The sequence below is a fragment of the Actinomadura kijaniata NBRC 14229 genome (assembly GCF_001552175.1).
Classification (GTDB): Bacteria; Actinomycetota; Actinomycetes; order Streptosporangiales; family Streptosporangiaceae; genus Spirillospora; species Spirillospora kijaniata.
This window is the reverse complement of sequence record NZ_BCQR01000034.1, coordinates 1-25278: the sequence shown is the minus strand read 5'-3', so window position 1 is coordinate 25278 and position 25278 is coordinate 1. Positions and strand designations below refer to the sequence as shown.

Annotated in this window: 28 protein-coding genes; 14 read left to right on the top strand and 14 right to left on the bottom strand. The window is 73.4% G+C overall.

Features of this window, described 5'->3' with window-relative positions; all coding sequences use genetic code 11:
* Window positions 1-28: 28 nt before the first annotated feature.
* The 4 genes from AKI01S_RS12500 to AKI01S_RS12485 all read left to right on the top strand — a co-directional run bounded on the left by AKI01S_RS12500 (window position 29) and on the right by AKI01S_RS12485 (window position 3850).
* On the top strand, window positions 29-1249 hold the full coding sequence (locus tag AKI01S_RS12500) for an acyl-CoA dehydrogenase family protein (RefSeq protein WP_067815438.1): 1221 nt from the start codon (window positions 29-31) through the stop codon (window positions 1247-1249).
* The gene (locus tag AKI01S_RS12495) at window positions 1249-1962 is read left to right on the top strand and encodes a TetR/AcrR family transcriptional regulator (protein ID WP_067815436.1); all 714 of its coding nucleotides are present in this window, start codon (window positions 1249-1251) and stop codon (window positions 1960-1962) included. The genes AKI01S_RS12500 and AKI01S_RS12495 overlap by 1 nt, the downstream gene beginning before the upstream one ends.
* Window positions 1963-1995: 33 nt before the next feature.
* Window positions 1996-3372 carry a threonine/serine exporter family protein gene (locus AKI01S_RS12490; RefSeq protein ID WP_245681595.1) on the top strand — a complete coding sequence of 459 codons (1377 nt, stop codon included), beginning with the start codon at window positions 1996-1998 and terminating at the stop codon, window positions 3370-3372.
* Between the two features lie 88 nt (window positions 3373-3460).
* Window positions 3461-3850 (top strand): VOC family protein, encoded by a 390-nt coding sequence (locus AKI01S_RS12485; protein WP_067815432.1) that lies wholly within the window; start codon window positions 3461-3463, stop codon window positions 3848-3850.
* A 62-nt stretch (window positions 3851-3912) separates the two neighbouring features.
* On the opposite strand, the gene AKI01S_RS12480 is transcribed toward AKI01S_RS12485, so the two are convergent.
* The 4 genes from AKI01S_RS12480 to AKI01S_RS12465 all read right to left on the bottom strand — a co-directional run bounded on the left by AKI01S_RS12480 (window position 3913) and on the right by AKI01S_RS12465 (window position 6846).
* Complete coding sequence (locus AKI01S_RS12480) at window positions 3913-4116, bottom strand: cold-shock protein (protein ID WP_067815429.1); 204 nt, start codon at window positions 4114-4116, stop codon at window positions 3913-3915.
* Window positions 4117-4350: 234 nt separating this feature from the next.
* Window positions 4351-6123 carry an LVIVD repeat-containing protein gene (locus tag AKI01S_RS12475; protein ID WP_067815426.1) on the bottom strand — a complete coding sequence of 591 codons (1773 nt, stop codon included), beginning with the start codon at window positions 6121-6123 and terminating at the stop codon, window positions 4351-4353.
* A 91-nt stretch (window positions 6124-6214) separates the two neighbouring features.
* On the bottom strand, window positions 6215-6394 hold the full coding sequence (locus AKI01S_RS12470; RefSeq protein WP_157419798.1) for a hypothetical protein: 180 nt from the start codon (window positions 6392-6394) through the stop codon (window positions 6215-6217).
* A gap of 20 nt (window positions 6395-6414) precedes the next feature.
* A complete protein-coding gene (locus tag AKI01S_RS12465) occupies window positions 6415-6846 on the bottom strand; it encodes an ATP-binding protein (protein ID WP_083999435.1) in 432 nt (143 codons plus the stop codon).
* 150 nt (window positions 6847-6996) lie between these two features.
* Here AKI01S_RS12465 and AKI01S_RS12460 point away from each other — a divergent pair, with 150 nt between their 5' ends.
* From AKI01S_RS12460 to AKI01S_RS12450, 4 genes are read left to right on the top strand one after another with little or no spacing between them, the layout of a single operon-like run.
* Window positions 6997-7806, top strand: coding sequence for a helix-turn-helix domain-containing protein (locus AKI01S_RS12460; RefSeq protein WP_083999434.1), 810 nt, complete (start codon window positions 6997-6999; stop codon window positions 7804-7806).
* On the top strand, window positions 7797-7982 hold the full coding sequence (locus AKI01S_RS49105) for a DUF397 domain-containing protein (protein WP_083999432.1): 186 nt from the start codon (window positions 7797-7799) through the stop codon (window positions 7980-7982). Before AKI01S_RS12460 ends, AKI01S_RS49105 begins: the two co-directional genes overlap by 10 nt.
* A gap of 29 nt (window positions 7983-8011) precedes the next feature.
* A complete protein-coding gene (locus AKI01S_RS12455; RefSeq protein WP_067815415.1) occupies window positions 8012-8197 on the top strand; it encodes a DUF397 domain-containing protein in 186 nt (61 codons plus the stop codon).
* A gap of 30 nt (window positions 8198-8227) precedes the next feature.
* Window positions 8228-8413 carry a DUF397 domain-containing protein gene (locus AKI01S_RS12450; protein WP_067815412.1) on the top strand — a complete coding sequence of 62 codons (186 nt, stop codon included), beginning with the start codon at window positions 8228-8230 and terminating at the stop codon, window positions 8411-8413.
* 106 nt (window positions 8414-8519) lie between these two features.
* Here the strand turns inward: AKI01S_RS12450 and AKI01S_RS12445 are convergent, their stop codons facing one another.
* Window positions 8520-8930 carry a winged helix-turn-helix transcriptional regulator gene (locus AKI01S_RS12445; protein WP_157419797.1) on the bottom strand — a complete coding sequence of 137 codons (411 nt, stop codon included), beginning with the start codon at window positions 8928-8930 and terminating at the stop codon, window positions 8520-8522.
* A gap of 67 nt (window positions 8931-8997) precedes the next feature.
* On the opposite strand from AKI01S_RS12445, the gene AKI01S_RS12440 reads away from it, so the two are divergent.
* Both AKI01S_RS12440 and AKI01S_RS12435 read left to right on the top strand, forming a co-directional pair.
* On the top strand, window positions 8998-9483 hold the full coding sequence (locus AKI01S_RS12440) for a luciferase domain-containing protein (RefSeq protein ID WP_067815409.1): 486 nt from the start codon (window positions 8998-9000) through the stop codon (window positions 9481-9483).
* 7 nt (window positions 9484-9490) lie between these two features.
* Window positions 9491-10417: an NADP-dependent oxidoreductase gene (locus tag AKI01S_RS12435; RefSeq protein WP_067815405.1), complete on the top strand. Its 927-nt coding sequence runs from the start codon at window positions 9491-9493 to the stop codon at window positions 10415-10417.
* 131 nt (window positions 10418-10548) lie between these two features.
* Here AKI01S_RS12435 and AKI01S_RS12430 read toward each other — a convergent pair whose 3' ends face one another.
* Entirely contained in the window at window positions 10549-11439 is an 891-nt protein-coding gene (locus AKI01S_RS12430; protein ID WP_067815403.1) for a class I SAM-dependent methyltransferase, read from the bottom strand.
* Window positions 11436-12335: an FAD binding domain-containing protein gene (locus AKI01S_RS12425; RefSeq protein ID WP_067815400.1), complete on the bottom strand. Its 900-nt coding sequence runs from the start codon at window positions 12333-12335 to the stop codon at window positions 11436-11438. Before AKI01S_RS12425 ends, AKI01S_RS12430 begins: the two co-directional genes overlap by 4 nt.
* A gap of 194 nt (window positions 12336-12529) precedes the next feature.
* Between AKI01S_RS12425 and AKI01S_RS12420 the strand changes: the two genes are divergently transcribed.
* Window positions 12530-12877 (top strand): VOC family protein, encoded by a 348-nt coding sequence (locus tag AKI01S_RS12420; protein ID WP_067815397.1) that lies wholly within the window; start codon window positions 12530-12532, stop codon window positions 12875-12877.
* A gap of 168 nt (window positions 12878-13045) precedes the next feature.
* Here AKI01S_RS12420 and AKI01S_RS12415 read toward each other — a convergent pair whose 3' ends face one another.
* Window positions 13046-14011, bottom strand: coding sequence for a helix-turn-helix transcriptional regulator (locus AKI01S_RS12415; protein WP_067815394.1), 966 nt, complete (start codon window positions 14009-14011; stop codon window positions 13046-13048).
* Window positions 14012-14087: 76 nt separating this feature from the next.
* Here AKI01S_RS12415 and AKI01S_RS12410 point away from each other — a divergent pair, with 76 nt between their 5' ends.
* Complete coding sequence (locus AKI01S_RS12410; protein ID WP_067815390.1) at window positions 14088-14819, top strand: SDR family oxidoreductase; 732 nt, start codon at window positions 14088-14090, stop codon at window positions 14817-14819.
* Window positions 14820-15349: 530 nt separating this feature from the next.
* Here AKI01S_RS12410 and AKI01S_RS12400 read toward each other — a convergent pair.
* Both AKI01S_RS12400 and AKI01S_RS12395 read right to left on the bottom strand, forming a co-directional pair.
* Window positions 15350-15754, bottom strand: coding sequence for a VOC family protein (locus AKI01S_RS12400; RefSeq protein WP_067815383.1), 405 nt, complete (start codon window positions 15752-15754; stop codon window positions 15350-15352).
* Between the two features lie 291 nt (window positions 15755-16045).
* Window positions 16046-16813 carry a phytanoyl-CoA dioxygenase family protein gene (locus tag AKI01S_RS12395; protein WP_067815380.1) on the bottom strand — a complete coding sequence of 256 codons (768 nt, stop codon included), beginning with the start codon at window positions 16811-16813 and terminating at the stop codon, window positions 16046-16048.
* 136 nt (window positions 16814-16949) lie between these two features.
* Between AKI01S_RS12395 and AKI01S_RS12390 the strand changes: the two genes are divergently transcribed.
* Together AKI01S_RS12390 and AKI01S_RS12385 are read left to right on the top strand one after the other, a co-directional pair.
* Entirely contained in the window at window positions 16950-19706 is a 2757-nt protein-coding gene (locus tag AKI01S_RS12390) for a helix-turn-helix transcriptional regulator (RefSeq protein WP_083999429.1), read from the top strand.
* Between the two features lie 265 nt (window positions 19707-19971).
* Window positions 19972-20736, top strand: a complete 765-nt coding sequence (locus AKI01S_RS12385) for an SGNH/GDSL hydrolase family protein (RefSeq protein WP_067815377.1) — start codon at window positions 19972-19974, stop codon at window positions 20734-20736.
* 59 nt (window positions 20737-20795) lie between these two features.
* On the opposite strand, the gene kynU is transcribed toward AKI01S_RS12385, so the two are convergent.
* The 4 genes from kynU to AKI01S_RS12365 form a co-directional block, all read right to left on the bottom strand.
* Window positions 20796-22055 (bottom strand): kynureninase, encoded by a 1260-nt coding sequence (gene kynU, locus AKI01S_RS12380; RefSeq protein WP_067815374.1) that lies wholly within the window; start codon window positions 22053-22055, stop codon window positions 20796-20798.
* Complete coding sequence (dmpG, locus tag AKI01S_RS12375) at window positions 22052-23071, bottom strand: 4-hydroxy-2-oxovalerate aldolase (RefSeq protein WP_067815371.1); 1020 nt, start codon at window positions 23069-23071, stop codon at window positions 22052-22054. The genes kynU and dmpG overlap by 4 nt, the downstream gene beginning before the upstream one ends.
* A complete protein-coding gene (locus AKI01S_RS12370; protein WP_067815368.1) occupies window positions 23068-23982 on the bottom strand; it encodes an acetaldehyde dehydrogenase (acetylating) in 915 nt (304 codons plus the stop codon). Before AKI01S_RS12370 ends, dmpG begins: the two co-directional genes overlap by 4 nt.
* A partial coding sequence (locus tag AKI01S_RS12365) for a carboxylesterase family protein (RefSeq protein WP_067815365.1) occupies window positions 23952-25278 on the bottom strand: 1327 nt, incomplete at its 5' end. The genes AKI01S_RS12370 and AKI01S_RS12365, both read right to left, overlap by 31 nt.

Genomic DNA, 25278 nt, shown 5'->3' with positions numbered 1-25278 from the left:
TAACTGACTCGTCAGTTACTCTAGCGGAATGGACTTCGGTTTGAGCGAACGGGCCCAGGACTACCTCGGCCGCCTGACGGACTTCATGGACTCCCACATCTACCCCGCCGAGCCGGTCTACGCCCGGCAGCGGGCCGACCTGATCGCCAAGGGCGAGGAGCACACCGTCCCGCCGATCGTGGAGGAGCTGAAGGCCGAGGCCCGGTCGCGGGGCCTGTGGAACCTGTTCCTGCCCGGCAGCACCGACCCCGAGCACGGGCTGAGCGTCACCGACTACGCCTCGCTGGCCGAGGTGACCGGGCGTTCGCCGCTGCTGGCCCCGGAGGCGACCAACTGCGCCGCCCCCGACACCGGCAACATGGAAGTCCTGCACATGTTCGGCACCCCCGAGCAGAAGAAGCGGTGGCTGGAACCGCTGCTGAACGGCGAGATCCGGTCGGCGTTCGCGATGACCGAGCCGGAGGTGGCCTCCTCCGACGCCACCAACATCGCCACCCGCATCGAGCGCGACGGCGACCACTACGTCATCAACGGCCGCAAGTGGTGGATCACCGGCTCCGCCGACCCGCGCTGCAAGATCATGATCGTGATGGGCAAGACCGACCCCGACGGCCACCCCTACCGGCAGCAGTCGATGGTGCTGGTGCCGATGGACACCCCCGGCGTGGAGGTCGTCCGGGCGCTGCCCGTGTTCGGCTACCACGACCAGGAGGGCCACTGCGAGATCCGCTTCACCGACGTGCGCGTCCCGGTGGAGAACCTGATCGCGCAGGAGGGCGACGGCTTCATGATCGCCCAGGCGCGGCTCGGGCCCGGCCGCATCCACCACTGCATGCGCGCCATCGGCATGGCCGAACGGGCGCTGGAGCTGATGTGCCGTCGCGCGGTGTCGCGGGTGGCGTTCGGCAAGCCCCTGGCCGCGCAGGGCGTGGTGCGCGAGCAGATCGCCGAGTCCCGCATGGCGATCGAGCAGGCCCGGCTGCTGACCCTCAAGACCGCCTGGCTGATCGACGAGCAGGGCGTGAAGGCCGCCCGCTCCGAGGTCGCCGCGATCAAGGTGGTGGTGCCGCGCGCCGCCCTCCAGGTCGTGGACCGCGCGATCCAGGTCCACGGCGGCATGGGGGTGTCGGAGGACACGCCGCTGGCCGCGATGTGGGCGGGCCTGCGGACCCTGCGGCTCGCCGACGGCCCCGACGAGGTGCACGTGCGGTCCGTCGCGCGCGCGGAACTGGGTAAGTTCACCGGTTGATGGCTAACGCAACGGGGGACGCGGCTCCGGGTGTGCGGCGGCGCATGCCGCACGCCCGCCGCCGCGAGCAACTGCTGAGGGTCGCGCTCGGCGAGTTCGGGCGGCGCGGCTACCACCTGACCCAGATGGAGCACGTGGCCGCCGCCGCGCAGGTCTCCAAGGCCCTGCTGTACCAGCACTTCGACTCCAAGGAGGCGCTGTTCGCGCAGGTCACCGAGGCGATCGTGGCGGACCTGACGGCCCGGCTGAACGCGGCGGTGCTGGCCGAGCAGTCCTCGATGGACGGCATCCGCGCGATGGTGCGGGTGCTGTTCGACTACGCCACCGCCGAGCCGGACGCCTACAACCTGGTGATCACCCACCTCGACAAGCCCGAGGTGGGGCTGGAGCTGCGGGACCTGCGCGACCGGCTCGGGGAGGCGTTCGCCGACCTGCTGCTGCGCCGCCGCCGTTCGGACCCGACCCTGTCCCCCGCCGCGCTGGCCGCCAACGAGCGCCGCGCCCGGCTGCTGGTCCCGCTGATGTACGGGTCGATGCTGTCGATGGTGTCGTGGTGGCTGGAGCACCCCGACACCGCGCGCGAGCGCGCCGAGCAGATGGCGGTCGAGTTCATCTGGCTCGGGCTGGACCGGCTGCGCTCGGGGGAACGCCTGCCCGCGCCGGGCAGGGACCCGGCGGGCAAAGACTCCCCCATGGCCACCGATCCCCGCTGATCCGCGCCGCCGCGCTGGTTAGGCTCCACCGGCGTGACGGCCGAGTCGGGGGACACGAGCGACGCGGGCACCGGCGGCCCGGGAGACCCCGGGGCGGACGCCGCCATGGAGGCCGCGCTGCGCGGCGGGGCCGAGCCCGGCGTCGGCGAGGACGCCTACGCCACGATGGACCTGGCGCTGCGGGTCGGCGAGCTGATGCTGGCGGGCGGCGACACCGCCGAGGCCGCCGACCTGGCGATGGCCCGGCTGGGCCGCGCCTACGGGCTGCCGCACCCCGAGACCAACGTGACCCTCGCCGCCGTCGGCCTGTCCTACCTGCCGCGCGGCGGCCGCCCCCCGGTCACCGCCGAACGCCGCGTCCGCCGCCGCCAGCCCAACTACACGCGCCTGGCCGCCATCCACGACCTGGTGCGCGACGCCGTCGCCGGAGGGCTCAGCCTCCAGCAGGCCAAGTACGGGCTGGGCGACATCATCGGGCGGCGGCCCGCCTATCCGGGGTGGGCGCAGGCGGGCGCGCTGTCGCTGCTGGGCGCGGCCGGGGCGGTGCTGGTCGGCGGCGGGTTCGTCGCGGCGTGCGCGGCGTTCCTGGCGACGCTGGTGGGCGACCGGACCGGCGCCTGGCTGGGGCGGCGCGGCATCGCCGACTTCTTCCAGATGGCGGTGGCCGCGGCGATCGGCACGCTGGTCACGGTGCTGCTGCTGGCGGTGGACGCCCCGGTGCGGTCGGGCACGGTGATCGTCGGCGTGGTGATCGCGCTGATCCCCGGCCGCGCGCTGGTGGTGGCGATGCAGGACGGCATCGCCGGGGACCTGGTCACCGGCACCACCCGGCTGGTGGAGGTGCTGTTCCTGATCACCGCGATCCTCAGCGGGATCGGCGCGGTGACCTATGTGGCGGCCCGGCAGGGCGTTCCGATCTCCCTGCAGAACCTGCCGTCGGCGCCGTCGTCGGTGGCCGCGCCGCAGACGCTGGGCGCGGCGGCCATCGCGGCGGCGTTCGCGGTGTACCACCTGGTGCCGCGGCGCTGGCTGCCGCCGGTCGCGCTGGGCGGGATGCTGAGCTGGGGCGCCTACGTGGAGCTGCGCGCGCTGGACCTGCCGTCGGCGCCGGCCACGTTCCTGGCCGCCACGCTGGTCGGCGCGCTCGGGGCGACCGCCGCCCGGCTGCGCCGCGTCCCGGCGCTGATCCTGGTGACGCCGTGCGTGGCGCCGCTGATGCCCGGGACGCTGATGTACCGCGGGATGATCCAGCTCACCGGCGGCAACGCGGGCCGGGGCGGGCTGATCCTGGTCGAGTCCCTGGCCACGGCGCTGGCGATCGGCGCGGGCGTCTACATCGGCGGCGAGCTGCTGCGGGTGGTGCGCCCGGCCCGCCGGATGCTGCGGCCCCGCCGCCGCGTCGGGGTCTGAGGGCCCGTTCCGGACCGGTCAGGAATCGAGAAGCGCGGATCCCCCGGCCGCCCTAGCGTGACGGGAACGCGACGACAGGGAGACGGCCGTGTCATTGCAGGTGAGCGTCATCGTGCTCGGCGTGCGGGATGTGGACCGCGCCAGGAGGTTCTATGTCGAGGGTCTGGGGTGCGAGGTCGACCAGGACTTCCCCGGCTTCGTCCGGTGCCGCCTGGGCGAGGGGTCCTCGATGCTCGCGCTCTACGAGTGGGAGGCCGTGGCGCGGGACGCCGGCGTCCCGGCGGAGGGAACGGGGTTCCGCGGCGTGTCGTACCACTTCATCACCGACTCCAGGGACGAGGTGGACGAGGTCATGCGGACCGCGGAGGCCGCCGGCGGCACCGTGGTCACGGCGGCGGCCGCCGCCGACTGGGGCGGGTACTCCGGCTGCTTCCGCGACCCGGACGGCCATCTGTGGAAGGTCACCACCGCAGCCTGACCGCCCGGGAAAAGCGAACGGCGACCGGGGGATGCCCCCGGTCGCCGTTCGAAGCTCAGGAATTAGAGCGGCATGACGTTCTCAGCCTGCGGGCCCTTCTGGCCCTGGGTGATGTCGAACGACACGCGCTGGTTCTCGTCGAGGCTACGGTAGCCCTGGGTGGCGATGGCCGAGTAGTGGACGAACACGTCCGGGCCGCCGCCGTCGGGCGCGATGAAGCCGAAGCCCTTTTCGCCGTTGAACCACTTCACGGTACCTTCAGCCATGATCTTTCTCCTTGCGATAAAGCCTCACCGGCCGCCACCTCGGTGGCCGGGGCTGCGTGCGGACCCTTCTGCGATCCGCCCGATTCATCGGGAGAAAGCGAAAACGCCCGCCGTCCAGAACTTCCGCGGGCGCTTCGTCGAGCGAAACTACGAGGAACTGCTAAGACTGCAACGAGGTTGAGCCTACCCCATGGATCCGCGATTGGCACGGATCCACGGGACAGGTGGCGCAAGTCACAGCCAGGAGTTGCGGAACGGGGTCCGCGGCCTGCCCAGGTTGGGCTCGCCGATCAGCTTCCGGGAGGAGACGGCGTAGACGCCGTCGTTGGTGAACACCCAGACGATCTTCCGGTCCCACTCGACGTAGGTGCCGTGGGTCTGGTTGCCCAGCGCCCAGTCCGGGACGCGCGGGCTGTAGCCCTGCGGGACGAACTGGCCGGCGATCCGGGGCCGGCGGACGTCCCGCACGTCGAAGAACTGCACCCCGGCGTTGTAGAAGCCGTAGGCGAGCAGGCCGTTCGGCGGGTTGCCGGGCGAGGTGTAGTAGCCGGAGCGCTTGGGACCGAACGAGCCGCCGCGCTGGCAGTAGTCGGTGAACCCGGCCCCCTTGGGCGGCACCGGGCGGGGCAGCGCGCCGACGATGCGCGGCCGGGCCGGGTCGCGGACGTCGATCTGGAAGATCTCCTTGTACGGCTCGTGGCAGTCCTCGCCGAGGGGGTAGCCGCTGACGTACACCATGCCGGTCTTCGCGTACTGGGAGACGTCCACGTTGTCGGCCTCGGTGCCGCCGACCGACGGCGGCAGGTCCAGGTGGCCGACGGTCCGCATGCGGGCCGGGTCGGAGATGTCCAGCACGGTGAACCCGAACCCGCCCTGCGCGGCGAACGCGTACCGGCCGCCCCGCTCGACGGGCCTGGGGATGAACAGCGGCATGCGCGCGCCGTTCCAGGAGGTCTGGTTGCCGCACCGGGGGTTCTTCCGGTAGGCGGCCTCCTCGCCCTTGACCTGGCCGGGCAGGTGCCACTCGCCGAGCTTGCGCGGGTGCGCGGGGTCGGACATGTCCCAGGACTGGTAGCCGGGCGAGTACAGGTACGTGGGGACCTCGGTGTTGCCCCACGAGTCGCGGGGCGCGGTCGCGATGAACATGTACTTGTCGCCGGTGTAGTACGGCACGTCCAGCGACCCCGACCCCTGCTGGGGCCTGGTCATGTCGGGCTTGAGCGGGTCGGCCGCGGTCGCGTCGGTGGTGACCGTGGCCAGCAGCCGCCAGTCCTTCTTGCGCGGCCCGTCCAGCCGGTAGACCTTGAAGCCCTTCAGCGCGATCTTCTTGCGGAGCGCGGCGACCCCGGCGGGGTTGTTGAACTTGCTCCTGTCCACGCCGTCGCCCAGCTCGGAGACCTGCCGCCGCGCCTCGAAGCTCTGGACCATGACGTAGGCGTTGAGCCTCCTGTTCCACTGGATCGTGGACGCGCCCCACATGTCGTGCGGGGCCCAGGACGCGTTGCCCTTGCTCTCGTCGCCGTCGACGTCGTTGCGGGTCAGCTTCTCGACGACCTTCACCTTGCGGACGTCGGTGACGTCGTAGACGCGGCCCTCGCTCCGGTCGTACTGGAACAGATAACGCCGCCCCTTGAAGTCGACGACGTTCTGCCAGGAGTGGAAGTAGTCCGGCGTGAATTCCGGCCCCCGGTAAGCGGCCTCGACTTTCACCGGGCCGGACAGGTGGGACTTCGGGTCATAGCCCTTGGTCTTCGGGAACAGGTCCTGCGCCCCGCCGGGGAACGAGTGCCGTTCCTCGCCCGGCGGGGTGAGCGCGGGGTGCCGGAAGGTGCCGTCGAGCTGCATCCCGAAGCTGCCCGGATCCGGCTCCGAGGGCCGCCGGTCACCGCAGACGACGGGGACGTAGGGATCGGAGGGCGCGGCCTGGGCCGCGGTGGACCCGTTCACCGCGAGCGGCGCGACGACCACGGCCAGCGAACCGGCCGCCGCCAGGCGGATTTTCCTCATACGGAATTCCCTTCGTCGTCCCCCGCTTTTCAGGTAGGCGAGATCATCACGTTCGGCAGGGCATAACCGCCAATACCTTTGCTCGCGCCCGCTATAGCGAACCGGTTATCCGACGCGCGGCCCGTTCGAACGCCGCCGGGTCGGCCCCCGCCAGATGCCCGACCAGCCCCTCGACCGTGGAGGAGCTGACCAGCATGAACCCGGCCGCCCGCCACACGCCCCGGTCGCACACCCAGATCTGCCAGGCGGGGAACAGATCCCGAAGGATCACCAGCAGAACGTCCCGGGGCGTCACGGCGCGCCGCCGTTCAGAACGGCGTACACGGCCTTGCCCCCGGGCGTGAGCCGTCGGAACCCCCACGCAGCGCTGAGCTCGGAGACGATCGCGAGCCCCCGCCCGGTGAACGCGTCGAGCCTCAACGGCTTCACCCGTGGCTCGGCGTCACTCCCGTCCCGAACCTCGACGACGGGCCCGGCCTCCGACAGATAGAGCCGCAGGGAGATCACATCACCGGGCTCGCTGCCGTGTTTGTAGGCGTTGGTGACGAGCTCGGTGACCACGAGAACGGCGACCGCGACCCTTTCGTCCGCATATCCCTTGGCGTGTAGCCAGCCCCGAGCGAAATCCCGCGCACTCTTGATCGACTCCGCCACCGAAGCGATCACCAACATCGACGGATCACCCACTGTGACAGGCGGCGGACACGGCCCATTTGTGATCATGTTTCACACTTTCGAGCGGCTACTCTGCGTTTTCACAAGTAACGCACTCACAGGCGAACGGTTCTAGATAACCTGTCGATCCCAAACAAACCCGTTAACGATCTCCACTTGGCAGTAATAACGGGTTAACATCGGCCATGTGAGGCGATCATGACAGTGCCCCGCCGACGTGCGGCGACGTCCCCGGCACTGGCGGCATTCGGCCGCCAACTCCGGCGCTACCGGGAACGCGCCGGGTTGAGCCAGGCTCGTGTCGCGACGCGCACGGGAGTCACCCCGTCATTCGTCTCGCAGGTCGAGAGCGGCAAGAAACGGTGCAACCGGAAGTTCGTCGAGATCATGGATCCCGAACTGAAGGCGGGCGGCGCACTGCTCCAGCTCTATGACGACCTGGCCGACAACTCGTCGGGCGCCGCCTTCCCCAGCTGGTTCGACTGGCCATCCGTCGAGGCCGAGGCGGTGTCCCTGACTGAGTGGCAGCCGATGATCATCCCCGGACTGCTCCAGATCCCCGGTTACGCAGCCACCATCCTCTACGGCGACCAGGAAGCCGTTGCCGCCCGGCTCGCGCGCCAGGAGATCTTCACCCGGGAAGACCCGCCGCCTCCCATGTACCACCTGCTCCTGGAGGAGGGCGTTCTCAGACGGCAGGTCGGCGGTCCCGAGGTCATGCGCGAGCAACTCCTCCACCTGACACGCAGCGTCTCACCACGCCTCAAGATCCAGATCGTCCCCGAACGCGGCGGACACCTGGGCACCATCTGCTCGGTCGCACTGGCAAAACTGCCCAACATGGCGGAGATCGCCTACTACGACGTGATCTCACACGGTGTAACAGCCGAAGAACCCGAACATCTTCAACTTGTACATCAGGCACTGATGGAAGTTCGTGACCTCGCTTACCCGGGGGACGAGTCCCTGGAAATAATCCGCAAGGTGGTAAAAGAAAGATGGACTTGAGCACCGTCCAGTGGCGGAAATCCTCACGCAGCGGTGGGCAGGGCGGCAACTGTGTCGAGCTGGCGCACGTGCCCGGTGTCGTTGCCGTTCGTGACAGCAAGAAGCCTGACGGCCCCGTCCTCCTCATGGAACGGCACGAGTTCCACCGGATTGCCGCTGCTATCAGGGGTATCTAGACGGACGCGATCCAGGAGGTGTCTAAAACATGGAGCGGAGTACCGCTGGCTGGCGAACGTCTTCATACAGCGCTGGGCAGGGCGGTAACTGCGTCGAGCTGGCGCACGTGCCCGGGGTCGTTGCCGTTCGTGACAGCAAGAAGCCTGACGGCCCCGTGCTTCTCATAGAGCGCCATGAGTTCCGTCGGATCACCGCCACCATCAAGGGCTACTAACCCGACACGATCCAGCGAGGAGCCTCAGCCATGGAGCTACGCACTCTCGGCTGGCGCAAGTCTTCCCACAGCGCCGACAATCAAGGCAACTGCATCGAACTGGCGGACGTCCCGGGCGTCGTAGTCGTTCGCGACAGCAAGATGCCGGACGGCCCCGTCCTCCTCATGGAACGGCACGAGTTCCGCCAGGTCGCTGATGCCATCAAGCTTTTCTAGCGCTCCGGCCGCAGGTGGGGATCTTGGCTCGGTGAGCGGCTGGACGTGGGACGGCCACCGTCGTGATGGCGATGGCCGTCCCACGTGGGTATAGAGGCGGCGGCTGTTACTGCTCGTCGTAGTGCGCGCGTGACTGCGCCACATAGTCGCGGTGGGCCTCCGCCCAGCGGATCAGCGAGCCGACCTCGGTGGACAGCGTCCGGCCGACCGGCGTCAGGGAGTAGTCCACGCGCGGCGGCGAGCTCGGGGTGACGGTGCGCACCACCAGGCCGTCGCGTTCCAGGCTGCGCAACGTCAGCGTGAGCATGCGCTGGGAGATCCCCTCGATGCCGCGCTGCAACTCGGAGTAGCGCCGCGGGCCGTCGCCGAGCAGCGCCATGACCAGCACGCTCCACTTGTCCCCGACCCGGTCCAGGACGTCGCGCAACTGGCAGGTCGGGGTCGCCGCGCCCACCGGACCGGCCGCGGAACGAACATCGATGTTCGTTCCGTAGGACAAAGTGCCTTCTTCCGTCATGACGGCATTGTCGATCAGACTCTCGGTGCGCACAACACGTAACCAACGCACAGAAAGTGCGGTACTGATGATCCTGAATCTCGACGCGCCGCCGCGCCGGTCCGGGCCCCGCCCGACGACCACCGGCCGCGAGATCCCGCACGACCAGCTCGACCAGTTCTCCCCGCCGGAGATCAGGGCCGCGCTGGTCCGTGAGGCCGAGTCGCTGCCGGGGGTGTTCACCGGCCCCAGCCAGGTGTCGGAACCGTCCTCGCTGGCCCTGCGGCTGCACCGGCCGGCCGGCCCGTGGGAGGCGTTCCTGCATCCGAGCCCCGACGAGTTCGGCCACATCCGTCGTGCCGGATTCATGCACCTCACGGTGCCCCTGCCGCTGGTGGCGGCGCTCACCGGCGGCGGCTGGGCCGAGCGGCATCCGATCAGCCTCCGGCCGCAGTGGCCGGACACGATCGTGATGTTCTACGCGCCGCGCGACGAGGCCGAGCTCGCCGTGGCCGTCACGGTCCTTCGCGCCTCCTGGCGGCAGGCGTCCGTTTCCCCTGACGAGAAGGAATGAGAAAGACATGCGCGCAGTGGCGTTCCACGACTTCGGTGAGGCCCCGGTCCTGTCCGGCCTGCCCGTTCCCGGGCCGGGAGCCGGCGAGGTGCTCGTGCGGGTCGGCGCCTCCTCGCTCAACGGCTTCGACCTCGGCGCGATGGGCGGGTTCCTCAAGGGGGTGTACGAATACGAGTTCCCGGTGGTCGTCGGCAAGGACTTCGCCGGAACGGTGGCCGCCGTGGGCGAGGGCGTGAGCGACCTGGCCGTCGGTGAGGCGGTGTTCGGCGTCGTGATGCGCCCGACGCTGGGCCAGGGCGCCTTCGCCGAATACGTCGCGGTGAACGCGGCCTACGGCGTCACCCGGATCCCCGAAGGTCTCGACGAGACCCGCGCGGGCGCGCTGGGCCTGGCGGGCACGGCCGCGCTCAACGCGGTGGACGCGGTCTCCCCCGCCCCGGGCGAGACCGTCCTGATCTCGGGCGCGACCGGTGGCGTCGGCGCGTTCGCGGTGCAGCTCGCGGCGGCCCGCGGGGCACGCGTCATCGCGACCGCCGAACCCGGGGCCGAGGCCGCGTTCGTCACCGCCCTCGGCGCGGCCCACGCGGTCGGCCGCACCGGCCTGACCGCACGGGTCCGGGAGATCGCGCCCGGCGGTGTGCACGCGGCCGTGCATCTCGCCGGTGACGGCCCGACCGTGTCCGGGCTGGTCGCCGATGGCGGGCGGTTCACGTCCACCGTGCACTTCGCGCCGGGGGACGCCGACGCGCGCGGTGTCAAGGCCACCACCATCATGTCCGACCCGACCCCCGAGACCCTCGCCCGGCTCGCCGCCGACGTGGTCGCGGGCCGCCTGCGCGTCCCGATCGCCCGCGGCTACGCGCTGCCCGAGGTCGCACAGGCGATCACCGACTTCACCGGCAGGACGCTCGGCAAGCTCGCCGTCACGGTCTGAGCGAGGATCGCCGTGCCGGCCGGGACGAGAAGGCCGTCGCGGGCATGGCGGCCCCCGCCGTCGAACCCCTCGGCGGCTTCCGGAAGATGGCCGCGGCCTTGGCCGCCGGGGCGGGCAGCGGCCAAGGATGTCTACCGGGCGGGTCGCCTCGCCCCCACGCCGTACATCAACGCGAGTTTCAGGTGGTGGTCGGGCAGGCGCCACCATCCGGGCGCCGCGCGGACCATCTCGTCCCAGCGGCGGGTGTTGAGCCAGTCGGTCTCCCAGCACAGGCCGAGGTCGACGTTCAGGCCCGCGTCGTGGAGCGCTTTCATCACCTCCACCGGGGTGTGGCTCCACTGGTGGCTGACGGTGGCGCCTTCCACCACGCGTCCCGAACGGGAGGGGGCGTAGGTCTGCGGGTGGTCGGAGGTGATGGGCCGGTCGCCGGGCAGGTAGTCGTGGCGCAGCAGTCGTTCCCCCTCCTCCCCGATGGAGGGGGCGGCGGATTCGTCCAGGCCGATCGACAGCAGCAAGGGGTGGAACTCCATCACGTAGGCCAGCCCGCCGGGGCTCACCAGCCCGGCGACCACCTCGGCCCAGCGGCGCGTGTCGGGGAGCCAGATCAGGGCGCCGCGTCCGGTGTACACCACGTCGAAGGTGCGCCCGGCCAGGGCGTCCAGGGCGTCGTGGACATCGGCGCACACCCACTCGACGTCGACGCCGTGGCCGTCGGCGTTGCGGCGGGCCTCGCGCAGGCTGGCGGCGGAGAAGTCCAGCCCGGTGGCGTGGGCGCCCCGCTGGGCGAACGCGAGGGTCTCGGCGCCGTTGTGGCATTGCAGGTGCAGGACCGTGCGTCCGCCCAGCGGGCCCAGGTCCTGCCACTCCCGAGGGTGGAAGCGGGTGTGGGCCGGTCGCCGGTCCAGGTCGTAGAACTCGCTGTCGGCGTGGACGCGGGCGCGGGCGTCCCAGTTGGCCTGGTTGTCGGCCATGCGCTGCGCGATGACGTCGTCGTCGCCTTCGGTGGCGCTGTCGCCGGTCATGGTTCACCTCCGTGTCGCCGCAGATGGTCGGCCGGGCGGGTCGTGGGCGGGGTGGTGGCCCAGGTGAGGGTGCGGCGGGCGATCACGGTCAGGGCGTGGCGGCGGTAGGCGGCGCCGGCTCTGAGGTCGTCGGCCGGGTCGGCGGCCCGGGCCACCAGATCGGCGAAGTGCCCCACCACGTCCGCCGCCAGGGGACGGCCGGGCCCGCCCTTCCAGTCGATGTGGGCGGCGGCGAACTCCTCGGCCGCCCGGGCGCGCGCCGGGACCGGCCCGGCGGCGCCGATGCCGACCCCCACCCGGCACCGGTCGTGGTCCACCGTCAGGGCCAGCGAGCAGATCGCGGTGGTCATCGCGTTGCGGACGCCGACCTTGGCGAAGTACTGCGGCCCGTGCGCCGGGCGCAGCCACACCGCGCGGATCAATTCGGTGTCGGCCAGCGCGGTGCGGCGCTCACCCTGGTAGAAGCCGTCCGCGTCGATCAGGCGCGTGCCGCCGGTGGCCCCGGCCAGTTCGACGCGGGCGTCGCAGGCCAGCAGCACCGGGTGGCACACGCCCTTGGTCGCGGCGGTTCCCAGGTTGCCGCCCAGGGTGCCGCGGTTGCGGATCTGCCGGGAGCCGACGGTGCGCGCGGCCTGGGCCAGCCCCGGCAGCCGGGCCCCCAGCTCCTCGATCAACCGGGTGTAGGTGACCCCCGCCCCCACCCGCAGCCACCCGTCCGCCGGCTCCCACTCGGCCAGCTCGGCCACCGGTCCCAGGTCCAGCAACATCGCCGGGCGCAGCCGCCCGGCTTTGACCTCCACCATCACGTCGGTGCCGCCGGACACCGGCACCGCGCGCGGGCAGGCGGCCCTGACCTCCAACGCCTGCGCCCACCGCGACACCCGCACGAACTCCACACCCCACCCCTGCCCGCGCCCGGGCCAACCCTCCACCATCGCCGCACCAACAACGGGCCGCCGATCCGGCTCCGAGCGGTCATCCGCGGATGGCCTGCGGAGTTCCCGTCCGTCCAAGACGCGAACGCGGCCCCGGGGCGACGATGGCCTGCACGGAGCGGGCCCGCCGCGCCGTTTTCCGACAGGAGTCGTCGATGGCCGTTCGCCGTGTCGTGCCCAACATCCGGTCAGAGGCCGTGCGGGAGAGCCGGGAGTTCTACGGGCTGCTGGGCCTGGAGGAGGTCATGGACCTCGGCTGGATCGTGACGCTCGCCTCCCCGTCCAGCCCGGCGGCGCAGGTCAGCTTGGTGACCGGCGACAGGACCGCCCCGGTCACCCCCGACATGAGCGTCGAGGTGGACGATGTGGACGCGGCCTACGCGGTCATGCGCCGGAGCGGCGCGGAGATCGTGCACCCCTTGCGGGACGAGGAGTGGGGAGTGCGCCGGTTCTTCGTCCGCGATCCCGACGGCCGGGTGGTCAACGTCCTGGCCCACCGCTGAACGCGCCGGTCGCCGACGGTCGCGACCGATGCGACCGGCCGGGTCCCGGACGGCCTCGAACACCACCGCCCGCATCCGCCGCGCGGTTGAGCGTCGTGACCGCCCCGGGACGCGGCCACGGTGCCCGGCACCGCCGCCGGTCTCGACCACGAAGCCACACGTCCCCGCTCATACCGCGCCCGCGCAGTGCCGCGACACCTGCCGCAACGCCTCCAACAGCGCGGCCGGCCCCTCCACGGTGAAAGGCAGGCCGAGCGCGGCGAGGTAGACCGCCAGGGTCAGTGGCGTGGCCGCGCCGATGTGCAGCAGGCACCGCTCGTCGTCGAGGTGCTCGACCCTGGCCACCGGCGGTATCCGGTCGCTGACGACCGCGGCCGGGGCGTGCACGGTCGCGACCGTGCGGCAGGGACCCAGCGTCGAGGCCACACCCTTGGTCACGACATCGATCGCCTCGTCCGGCGGCAGTCGGCGGCCGGGAAAGGGCGGCCCCGGGGGCGTGCGCGGCGCGAGCCGGTCGATGCGGAACGTCCGCCAGTCCTCGCGGCCGACGTCCCAGGCCACCAGGTACCAGCGTCTCCCGGTCGCCACCAGCCGGTGCGGCTCGGTGTCGCGCAGGGTGGCGTTCCCGCCGTGGTCGCGATAGTCGAACCGTATCCGCCGCCGGTCCCGGCAGGCGGCGGCCAGGGTGGCCAGCACGTCGGCTTCCACGGCCGGGCCGTTCCCGGGCAGAGGCACCGTGGAGGCCGCCAGCGCGGCCACCCGGGAGCGCAGCCGGGCCGGCAGCACCTGGTCGAGCTTGGCCAGCGCACGCAGCGATGTCTCCTCGATACCCCCCACCGTCTGGGCCGCCGCGGTGCGCAGGCCGATCGCCACCGCGACGGCCTCCTCGTCGTCCAGCAGCAGCGGCGGCAGCCGGGCACCGGCTCCCAGCCGGTAGCCGCCCGCTGTGCCGGAGGTGGCCGAGACCGGATAACCCAGGTCGCGGAGCCGTTCGATGTCGGAGCGGATGGTCCTGGTGCTGACGCCGAGCCGGTCCGCCAGTTCCGGCCCCGGCCAGTCGGTGCGGGACTGCAGCAGCGACAGCAGCCGCAGCAGCCGCGCCGCAGGATCTTTGGTGACCACGCCGTCCAGCATTTCGCACCTCGCGGAAGTCCTGCTTCCGCAAGGGCTGCCATGGTGGGGCCTCCTCGAACCGAAAGGGAGATCATCCATGCATGCGGCAGTGGTGACGGGCGGATCGCGCGGGATCGGGCGGGCCGTGGTCGAGCGGCTGGCCGACGGCGGCGCCACGGTGGTGTTCAGCTACGTCGCCGACGAGCGGGCGGCCCGGCAGGTGGAACGGGCGTGCGGCGGGCGGGCCGTCGCCGTGCGCGCGGACGCGGCCGATCTGGACCAGGTGAAGCGGCTGCTGGCCACGGCGGACGAGGTGTTCGCCGACAGGGCCGCGGGTCCGCTGTCGGCACTGGTGAACAACGCGGGCGTCATCGACCATACGCCGATCGACCGGTTGACCCCCCAGGCGTACGAGCGGGTGATGGCGGTCAACGTGCGTGGTGCGTTCTTCACCGTGCAGGAGGCGGCGCGCAGGATGACCGAGGGCGGCCGGATCGTGAGCGTCTCCTCCACCGGCACCGCCTGGCCCAGCGCGGGCGAGTCGGTGTACGCCGCCAGCAAGGCGGCGATCGAGCAGCTCACCCGGGTCGCCTCCCGGGAACTGGGGCGGCGCGGGATCACGGTCAACGCGGTGTCACCCGGCCCCACCGACACCGACATGCTGCGCGCCGGCGCCCCGCCGGAGGCGGTGGCCGGAGTGGCGCGGATGACGGCCCTCGGCCGGGTGGGCACGCCCGCTGACATCGCCGCCGTCGTCATGCTGCTGCTCAGCCCGGACGCCGCGTGGCTGACCGGCCAGAACCTCGTCGCCGACGGCGGCCTGGTGTAGGGGCCGAACGGGACGTCACCGGCCGTACCGCAGGGCGTGGATGGTGATCGACCATTCGCACGCGCGGGCGGTCAAGGCGGCCCACGACCGGTCCGAGCCCGGGCGGGGCGTGCCTGGGCTCGCTCCAGGCGCCATGCGATCCGGGATGGCGACGGCATCCCGCTCGCGGCCTCGCGGACCGGGTGGGCCGACCAGGGTGACGTCCGCGAGGCGTTCCCGGCCCTGGCCGCCGCCATCATCTGCCGGCACCGCCTCCGACGCACACCGTGCCAGGAGTTCCAAGACCGCCAAGCGGTCGGCCGAGCACACCGCCCTCGTCCTCAAAGCTCCGTCCGACGCGCCCGCCACCGCCGGGGAGGCTCCCGTCACCGAACTCGTTCGCCGGCAGACCGCGCACCGGGATGAGCATCGCCCGGCGGCCGACGTGTGCCCGATCATGAGCGGGCATGTGCGTTCGGTTCGAGTCCCCACCGGCACCACCCGCTTCCGCCGGGTGGAACCAGGTCCCGCACCGGGGGGACAACGGACGGTCAGGCGAAGTCGGCCGCTGTCATACCGGCGGGGTGACCGGGCGGCCACTGCACGAGCTCGATCCGGTAGCCGTCGGGGTCGGTCAGCCACGACGTTCGCATGCCCGGTCCCAGGTCCGCCGGGGGCTCGGCCGTGACGCCCCCGGCCGCGAGGTCGGCGACCGTGGCGTCGAGGTCGTCGACCTGGACGACCAGGTGGTTGACGGCGCCGGTGTCCTTGACCGGACGCGCCGGGTCGTGGACGAGTTCGAGGCTGACGAACGGGTCGTCGGGCAGCTTGAGCATGGTCAGACTGCCGAACTCCGTCTCGGGGACACTGCCGAGAACGGCGTATCCGAGCGCGGTGTAGAAGGCGAGCGAGCGTTCCAGGTCGGTGACCCGCAGCCCGAGATGCAGCATGCGCATGCCCGGCAAGCTAGCGTCCCCGCCCAACGGCGTCACCACCCGCCACTGTCGCGCGGAGCCGGTGGACAGCGCGTTATGGGCGGGTGCCGACCTCGAACGTGTCCACGATCCAGGCGCGGGCCTGGTCGGTGCTGATCGCCCAGATCCCCGGCGGCCGGCCGCTGGAGCGCTACGGCCCCAAGCGGGTCCACGGGGCCGTGGGCTTCTTCGCCGGAGCCGCCGTCGTTCCCCGGCGTCTCCGCATCGTCGCCGCTTGGCCCCCACCAGGGAACGCGCGGAAGGCAGGTGTCATCACGCCGGGGCGGAGCCGAGCCCGCGGACGATCGCCCGGGCGACGGGTGAGGGGTCGCTGCCGTCCAGGGCGAAGCCTTCGGGAACGGCGATGCCCGGCTGGGACATCATCCGCGGTGTCGTCCCGGTGTGCGGCCAGGTCGCGGTGTGGACCATGAACGGGTGCAGCAGGTACACGTCACCGGCCCGGCCGGTGACGTGGGCGACCGGCCGGTGCAGCACGGAGGGCCGCAGCCGCCGGGCCGCCTCGCCGCCGCTCATCCCGGCCGGGCCGGCGGCGGCCAGGATCGGGGGGATGTACAGGTGGGAGCCGACGACGAGCCGCGTGGGCGCGTCGCCGGGGCCGGTGTCGGAGAACAGGAAGAAGGCGGTCAGGCCGCGTCCGGTGGAACGCACGTCGGTCCAGTAGTCCTCGCCGCCCCACCGGTTGCCCTCGATGTGCCAGCCGGTGTCGCCCGGCCAGTCCGGGGAGGGGAACCGCACCGGCATCCCGCCGTGCGCGGGGATCGGGGCCTCCCACCGGCCGGGGCCGACCAGCGTGTCGACGGCGTCGAGGAGGGCCGCGCCGCCCGCCGCGACGGCGAACGGCCCCGACGGCGGGCACTCGGCCTCGACGCTGGGGATCCGCCATGTGCCGCGGTCCGCCCGGTCGATCCGGTGGGACTCCAGCGCCGACCAGATCACCTCGCGGCACGCCGCGGCGGTGTCGGCGTCGAACGCCCGCCGGATCACCGCGTAGCCGTCGCGCACAAAGCCTTCAACGTCCATCCGACCAGCATCCCGGGCGCCCTCGCCACGTCAACCGGATATCGGGGTGGGACAGGAAGGCGCGCGCCTCGGCGGGTCCGTGTCCGTGGAAGTCCCCGAACGTTATTCCAGGCGACGTTCGGCCCGAGGAGGTCCCATGAGGCCCCGCACGGAACACGCGCTCATCGGCCGGAGCGGCGAGTGCCGCCGGCTCACCGAACTGGTCGGGCAGGCACGCGGCGGGGAGGGCGGCGCGCTGGTCCTGACCGGCGACCCCGGGATCGGCAAGAGCGAGCTGCTGGAGCACGCCGTGCGGCTGGCCGTGGGCTTCCGCGCGATCCGCGCCGGTGGGGTCCCCTCGGAGGAGGACCTGACCTACGGGGCGGTGCACCGGCTGGTGCGGACGCTGGCCGAGGGCGTCCCCCACCTGCCCCCGGCGGCCCGCCAGGCCCTGGAACGGGTGCTGGGGCGGCGCACCCCGCCGCCCCGGGAACGGCTGCGGGTCGCCGTCGCGACGCTCGGGCTGCTGACGCGGGCCGCCGCCCGGCGTCCCCTGCTGGTCCTGCTGGACGACCTGCAGTGGGTCGACGCCGAGTCCCGGCGGGTCCTCGGGTTCGTCGCCCGCCGCGTCGGCGCGGAACGGGCGCTGGTCCTGGCCGCCACCGACGGCGACCCCGCCGCGCTGATGCCGGGTGTGCCGGTGCTGCCGCTGCGCGGCCTGGACGAGGGCGACTGCCTGCGGCTGATCGCCGAACGCTGGCCGACGCCGGTGGCGCCGGGCACGCCCGAGGTGCTGGTGCACGCCGCCGACGGCAACCCGCTGGCGCTGCTGGAGCTGCTGCGCACGCTGAGCCCCGCGCAGCTCGGGCAGCCCGCCCTGCTGCCCGACCCGCTGCCGCTCGGCCCCCGGCTCACCGCCGCGCGCCTGGCCCGGTTCCGCCGCCTGCCCGCCGGGTGCCGCCGCCTGCTGGTGCTGCTGGCGGCCGAACCCCGGCTGGAACCGCTCGCGCTGGTCCACGTCACGCGCCGGGCCGGGCTCGACCCGGCGGCGCTGGCGCCCGCCGCCGAGGCCGGGCTGGTGACGCTGTCGGCCACCGCCGTGCGCTTCCGGCACCCGGACCTCGGCCGGGTGATCTACCAGGGGGCCGACCTGGCCGAACGGCACTGGGCGCACGAGTCGCTGGCGCGGGCGTTCGCCGAGACCGGCGACGAGCGGCGGACCTGGCACGAGGCGGCGCTGGCGCCCGGCGCCGACGACGGGCTCGCCGACGAGCTGGAACGCCAGGGCGCCGAGGCCCGCCGGCTGGGCGAGCAGGCGCGGGCCGCCGCGCTGCTGGAGCGTTCGGCGTGGCTGAGCCGGGACGGGGAGCGCCGCGCGCGCCGGTTGCTGGGCGCCGCCGACTGCGACCTGCGGGCGGGCCGCCCACGGCGCGCCGCGCGGCTCCTGGACCGCGCGACGCCCCTGGCCGGCCCGGACCTGCGGGGCCGTCTCCAGTACCTCCAGGGCGTCATCGCGCTCCGCCAGGCCGCCGCCCCCGACGCCTTCGACGCGCTGCTGTCGGCCGCCGGGCACCTCGCCGGGCACGACCGGCCGCTCGCGGCCAAGGCCCTGGTCGCGGCCGGGGAGGCCGGGCTGTACGCGGGCGACGCCGCGCTGCCGGTGCGGGCGGGGCGGCGGCTGCCGGCGCTGCTCGGCGACGCCCCCGGACCCGACCGCGCGGAGATCAGGTTCGCCGCCGACTTCCTGCTGGGCGTGGCCGGCTCGTTCGAGGGGCGCCTCGCCGAGGCGGTGCCGCGGCTGCGCCGCCTGCTCGACGCGGCGGACCGGATGACCGACCCGCAACTGCTGACCTGGGGCGCCTACGGGGCGCTGTTCGCCGCCGACGACGCGCGCGCCCGCGCGCTGGCGTCCAGGGCGGTGGCGCTGGCGCGCGCGGCGGGCGACACCGCCACGATGGCGCACGCCATGCAGTACCAGGCGTATCCGGAGTGCTGGCTGGGCGGGCCCGCCGCCGCGACGCGCACCGCCGCCGAGGGGCTGCGGCTCGCCCGCGAGACCGGGCAGCTCAACTGCGCCCGCACCCTGATGGGCACGCTGATGCTCGCCGCGGGACTGACCGGCGACGCCCGCGCCTGCGGCCGGTACGCCGACCGCGTGGTGGACGAGGCGTCCGAGCACGGTCTGGGCCTGGCGTCGTCGCTGGGGTTGTGGGGGCTGGCGCTGCTGAGCCTGGCCGAGGGTGACTGGGCGCGGGCCGCCGAGCGGCTCGGCCAGGTCACCCGCCCGGACGTGGGGCATCCCGGCGTCGCGGTGGAGGCCGTGCCGACCTATGTCGAGGCCGCGGTGCGGGCCGGGCGGCGCGAGCGCGCCGAACGCGCCGCGGCGGCGTTCGACCGGTGGGCCGGTCAGATCGGCCGGGGCTGGCCCGTCGCGCTGGCGGCGCGCTGCCGGGCCCTGCTGGACACCGGCGACCCCGACCGGCACTACCGGGAGGCCCTGCGGCTGCACCGGTCCGGCGGCCGGGAGCTGGAACGGGCCCGGACCTCGCTGCTGTACGGGGAGCACCTCAACCGGGAGCGCCGGCGCGGGGAGGCCCGCGTCCAGCTGCGGGACGCGGCGGACGTGTTCCGGCGGCACCGGGCCGGGCCCTGGCTGGAACGCGCCCGGGCCGAGCTGCGCGCGGGCGGCGACGGCGAACCCGACCCGGCCGCCACCGACGCCGTGCTGACGTCCCGCCAGCGCCAGATCGCGCGGCTGGTGGCGGAGGGCGCGACCAACAAGGAGGTGGCGGCCCGGCTGTCGCTGAGCCCCCGCACCGTGGACCACCATCTGCGCCACGTCTTCGCACGGCTCGGCATCACCTCGCGCACCGACCTGGTCCGCCACTTCGCGACCGGGAACGACACCCGCTGAGAACGGGCCTCTGGTGCGCACCGGGCACGGCATCGACGCTCCGGCGGCGTCGGCACCGCGTCTCCGCCCACCGCCCAATCGGTGGGGGCATCGGTGACATCGCCGGGTCCGGAGCGCCAGGTCGAACGGCCCGCCGGTGCTCGCCGCGCCGAAACCACTGCCAGACGCGCGTCCCGCGCGGCGCCCGTGCGATTCGGGCCGCCGAGGCGTATCGGGGCGCCGCGGTCCCGGCTTTACTGGCGCGTCCCGCTCCCAAGGAGGCCTCATGCGCCTGTCCCCCGCCCTCCCCGTCGCCGTCGCAGCGCTCGCCGCCGCCCTGCTGCCCGCTCCGGCCGCCGCCGCGCAGGTCCGCGAGTACGTCGCCATGGGCGACTCCTACTCGTCGGGCACCGGTGCCGGCGACTACACCGACATCGCGTGCACCCGCAGCCGCAACGCCTATCCGGCGCGGTGGGCCGCGGCCAACTCCCCGGGCGCCTTCAGGTTCGTCGCCTGCGGGGGCGCGCGGATCCCCGACGTCCAGAACACCCAGCTCCCGGCCCTGACCTCCGCCACCGAACTGGTCAGCATCAGCATCGGCGGCAACGACTCCGGCTTCGCCAGCACCATGATCAGTTGCCGGTACTTCTCGACCATCGCCTGCCAGAACGCGCTGCGGAACGCGGCCGTCTTCGTCCGCACCGAGCTCCCCGGGCGCCTCGACACGCTCTACACCGCGATCAGGACCCGCGCGCCCCGCGCCCGGGTCGTCGTGCTCGGCTACCCGTACCTGTACCGGGAGGGCGGCGTCTGCGCCGGCATGAACGCCACCAAGCGAGAGCTGATCAACGACGGGTCCGACCAGCTCAACGCCGTCATCGCCGACCGCGCCCGCGCCGCCGGCTTCGCGTTCGCCGACGCCCGCCCGGCGTTCGCGGGCCACGAGATCTGCACCGCCGACGAGTGGATCGACGGCGGCAACGTCCACCCCACGGCGGAGGGCCACGCCAAGGGCTACCTCCCGGCCTTCGCCGCCGCGACCGACGGCTGATCCCGGAACGGGACGGCGGCGCCCCCGCTCCCGGGGGCGCCGCCGTCGCGTGGCGAGGGTCAGGCCGTCACGGCGGCCAGGGCCTCGGCGGCCCGGTGGCAGTCGTGGAAGGTGCAGTACAGCGGGACCGGCGCGAAGCGGATCACGTCCGGTTCGCGGGCGTCGGCGATCACGCCGTGCTCCCTGGCCAGCCTGGTCACGGTCGTGCGGGCGTCGGCGACGCGCACCGACAGCTGGGTGCCGCGCGCGGCCGGGTCCGGCGGCGTGAGCACCTCGATCGTGCCGATCTCCGCGAACCGGTCGGCCAGGTAGCCGGTCAGCCGCAGGCTCTTGGCGCGCAGGGCCTCCATGCCGACCCGGTCGAAGATCTCCAGCGAGACCAGCACCGGGGCCAGCGACAGGATCGGCGGGTTCGACAGCGCCCAGGCGTCGGCGGACGCGGGGTGGGAGATCTCGGGGTCCATCCGGAAGCGGACCGCCGGGTCGGTGCCCCACCAGCCCGACAGCCGGGGGATGTCCGGGTTCCCGACGTGGCGTTCGTGGACGAAGCAGCCCGCGACCGCGCCGGGGCCGCTGTTGAGGTACTTGTAGGTGCACCAGGCGGCGAAGTCCACGTCCCAGTCGTGCAGGCGCAGCGGGACGTTCCCGGCCGCGTGCGCCAGGTCCCAGCCGACCACCGCCCCGGCGGCGCGGCCCGCCTTGGTGAGGGTCTCCATGTCCATGAGCTGGCCGGTCAGGTAGTTGACGCCGCCGAGCATCAGCAGCGCCACCGTGTCGCCCTCGCGTTCCAGGAACGCCACGACGTCCTCGGTGCGCAGGTTCTCCTCGCCGTCGCGGGGGCGCAGCCGCACGACCGCCGCCGCCGGGTCCAGGCCGTGGTGGACGGCCTGGCTCGCGACGGCGTAGGAGTCGGAGGGGAACGCCGTGTCCTCGATGACGATGCGGGTCCGCGCGCCGGACGGCCGGTAGAAGCTGGCCATCATCAGGTGCAGGTTGACCGTGAGGGTGTTCATCGCCACGACCTCGTGCGGCAGCGCGCCGACCAGGCGGGCGGCGGGCTCGCGCAGCAGCTCGTGGTAGCTCACCCAGGGGCGGCGGGCGTCGGTGTGGCCCTCCACGCCGTACTCGGCCCAGTCCTGGAGCTCCTCGGCGACGCGGGCCGCGGTGGCGCGCGGCTGGAGGCCCAGGGAGTTGCCCGCGAAGTAGGCGCACTCCTCGTGGTCGCCACCGGGGGCCGACGGGATCAGGAACTCCTCGCGCAGCGTCGGCAGCGGGTCGGTCGCGTCGAGGCGCCGGGCCTCCTGCTCTCTGGTGCTCATCGCTCGTTCTTTCCTTCGACCAGGTCCAGCGCGATGTCCACGATCATGTCCTCCTGGCCGCCGACCATGCCGCGGCGGCCGACCTCGACGAGGATGTCCCGGGTGTCCAGGCCGTAGCGCCGGGCGGCGTCCTCGGCGTGCCGCAGGAAGCTGGAGTACACGCCCGCGTAGCCGAGGGTCAGGGTCTCCCGGTCCACCTGGACGGGCCGGTCCTGGAGCGGGCGCACGATGTCGTCGGCCGCGTCCATCAGCTTGAACACGTCGCAGCGGTGCTTCCAGCCCATCAGGTCGGCGACCGCGACGAACGCCTCCAGCGGGCAGTTGCCCGCGCCCGCGCCCATCCCGGCCAGGGAGGCGTCCACGCGGCGCACGCCGTTCTCGACGGCGACGACGGAGTTGGCGACGCCCAGGCCGAGGTTGTGGTGGGCGTGGATCCCGATCTCGGTCGCGTCGTCCAGCACGTCGCGGTAGGCGCGCACGCGGTCGCGGACGCCGTCCATCGTCAGCCGCCCGCCGGAGTCGGTGACGTACACGCAGTGCGCGCCGTAGGACTCCATCAGCCTGGCCTGCCCCGCCAGGGTCTCCGGGTCGGCCATGTGCGACATCATCAGGAACCCGGCGACGTCCATGCCCAGCTCGCGGGCGGTGGCGATGTGCTGGGCGGAGATGTCGGCCTCGGTGCAGTGGGTGGCCACGCGCACCGAGCGCACGCCCAGCTCGTAGGCGCGCCTCAGCTCGGCGATGGTGCCGATGCCGGGCAGCAGCAGCGTGGTGAGGACGGCGTTCTCCATCACCTCGGCGGCGGCGGCGATCCACTCCTCGTCCAGGTGCGCGCCGGGCCCGTAGTTGACGCTGGACCCGGCGAGGCCGTCGCCGTGGGCGACCTCGATCGCGTCGACCCCGGCGGCGTCGAGCGCCCGGGCGATCTCGCGGACCTGGTCGACGGTGTAGCGGTGCCGGATGGCGTGCATCCCGTCCCGCAGGGTCACGTCCTGCACGTACAGCTCGTGCGTCATCGCAGGGCCAGCCTTTCTGCCACGCGGAGGGCGGCCGAGGTCATGATGTCGAGGTTCCCGGCGTAGGCGGGCAGGTAGTGGGCCGCGCCCTCGACCTCCAGGAAGACCGAGACCAGGTTCCCGCCGCCCCCGGCCAGCCCGGCGAGCGGGTCGTCGTCGGCGACGGGGCGGATCTGCACCTTCTGCTTGAGCCGGTAGCCCGGGACGTAGGCGGCGACCTCGGCGACCATCTTCTCCACCGAGGCGCGCACCTGGTCGTGGTCGCAGTCGCCGACCGCGCAGTACACGGTGTCCCGCATGATCAGCGGGGGCTCCGCCGGGTTCAGGACGATGATCGCCTTGCCCCGGGCGGCCCCGCCGACCTCCTCCAGCGCCCGGGAGGTGGTCTCGGTGAACTCGTCGATGTTGGCGCGGGTGCCGGGCCCGGCCGACCTCGAGGCGATCGAGGCGACGATCTCGGCGTAGCGGACCGGCGTCACCCGCGACACGGCCGCGACGATCGGCACGGTGGCCTGGCCGCCGCAGGTGACCATGTTGACGTTGGGTGCGTCCAGGTGCTCGTCGAGGTTGACCGGCGGCACCACGTACGGGCCGATCGCCGCCGGGGTCAGGTCCACGACCCGCTTCCCGTACGGGGCCAGCACCTTCGCGTTGTGGCGGTGCGCCTTGGCGGAGGTGGCGTCCAGCACCACCGTCACGTCGGCGAACTCCGGCATCCGCACCAGGCCCTCGACGCCCTCGGCGGTCGTGGCGACGCCGAGGCGGCGGGCCCGGGCCAGGCCGTCGGAGTCGGGGTCGATGCCCGCCATGACGGCCATGTCGAGGGACTTCGAGGTCCGGATCACCTTGATCATCAGGTCGGTGCCGATGTTGCCCGATCCTAGGATCGCGACACGCTGCGCGTCCGGCATGGCCGTCCCTCCCTTCGGTCGTGGGTTTCGCTGTGGTGGTCGGTCTCCGCGCGGTGGTCGCCGCCGTGGCAGAACGCGGCGAACGCCGCCGTGGCGCGCTCGGCCAGCGCCACGGCCTCCGGGCCGGTCCCGGTGAGCGGCGCCACGCGCCGGTCGTGCAGGGTCCCGAACCGGAACGGCAGGTCCACCAGGTGCGCCGCGCCCAGCGGGACGCCCCGGCGGGCCAGCGGCGAGCGGTGCTCGAAGAGTTCCCGCCGCACCGGGGAGCCGTGGGCGCGGTGCCAGCGGGCCAGCTCGTTGGCGGGCCGGGTGAACACCACCTCGGTGCGCACGTCGGCCCGCGACAGGCTCCCGGGGTCGTCGGCCGCCCACAGCCGCGTCTCCTCGGCGGTGGTGGCGACCAGCAGCGGGACCCGCGCGGCCGTGCCGGAGCGGACGGCGTCCATCGGGTGGCGCGGCAGGATCTCGCCGTCCACGACCGGGGCGACCGGCAGCACGCCCTCGACGGGCGGCAGGGCCGCGACCGCCCTGGCCTCGGCGTCCAGCACCGCGCGCAGCGGGGCCGAGCGGGGCAGCGCGCGGCCGAGGGCGCGGCGGAACGCGGCGGTCCGCACGCGGGCCCCGCGTTCGGTGGCGAACCCGTACGGCAGCGCGCTCAGCAGCGCGGCCCGGTGGAACAGCCCGTGCGCGGCCGGGCTCGCCGTCAGCGCCAGCGCGGCGGTGGCGCCCGCGCCGTGCCCGGCGAGGGTGACGCGGGCGGGGTCGCCGCCGAACGCGGCGATGGTGTCGCGCACCCACTCCAGCGCGGCGATCTGGTCGCGGAGCCCGAGGTTGGCGGGGATCTCGTCGTCGTACCCGAACCCGAGCAGGCCGAGGCGGTGGTCGACGGTGACGACGACCAGACCGTGGTCGCGGGCCAGGACCTCGCCGCGGTGGATCGGCTGCGCACCGGACCCGGACACGAACCCGCCGCCGTGCAGGAACACCAGCACCGGGTGCGGGCCGGTGCCGGGGCCGGGCGTCCAGACGTTGAGGGTCAGGCGGTTCTCGCGGGCCGGGCCGGGCTGCGGCCCCAGGCCGGGCACCCACGCCAGGTGTCCGGGGCGCTGCGGGACGGGCGGGCCGAACGCGCGCGTCTCGCGCAGCCCGTTCCACGGCGCCGGCGGCGCGGGCGGGGCGAACCGCCGCGCGACCGAGGCGTAGGGGACGCCCCGGTAGACGGTGACGCCGTTCTCCCGGCCGCCGCGCACCGGGCCCGCGCCGGTCCGCACGACGGCGGACGCGGCGGCGGACGCG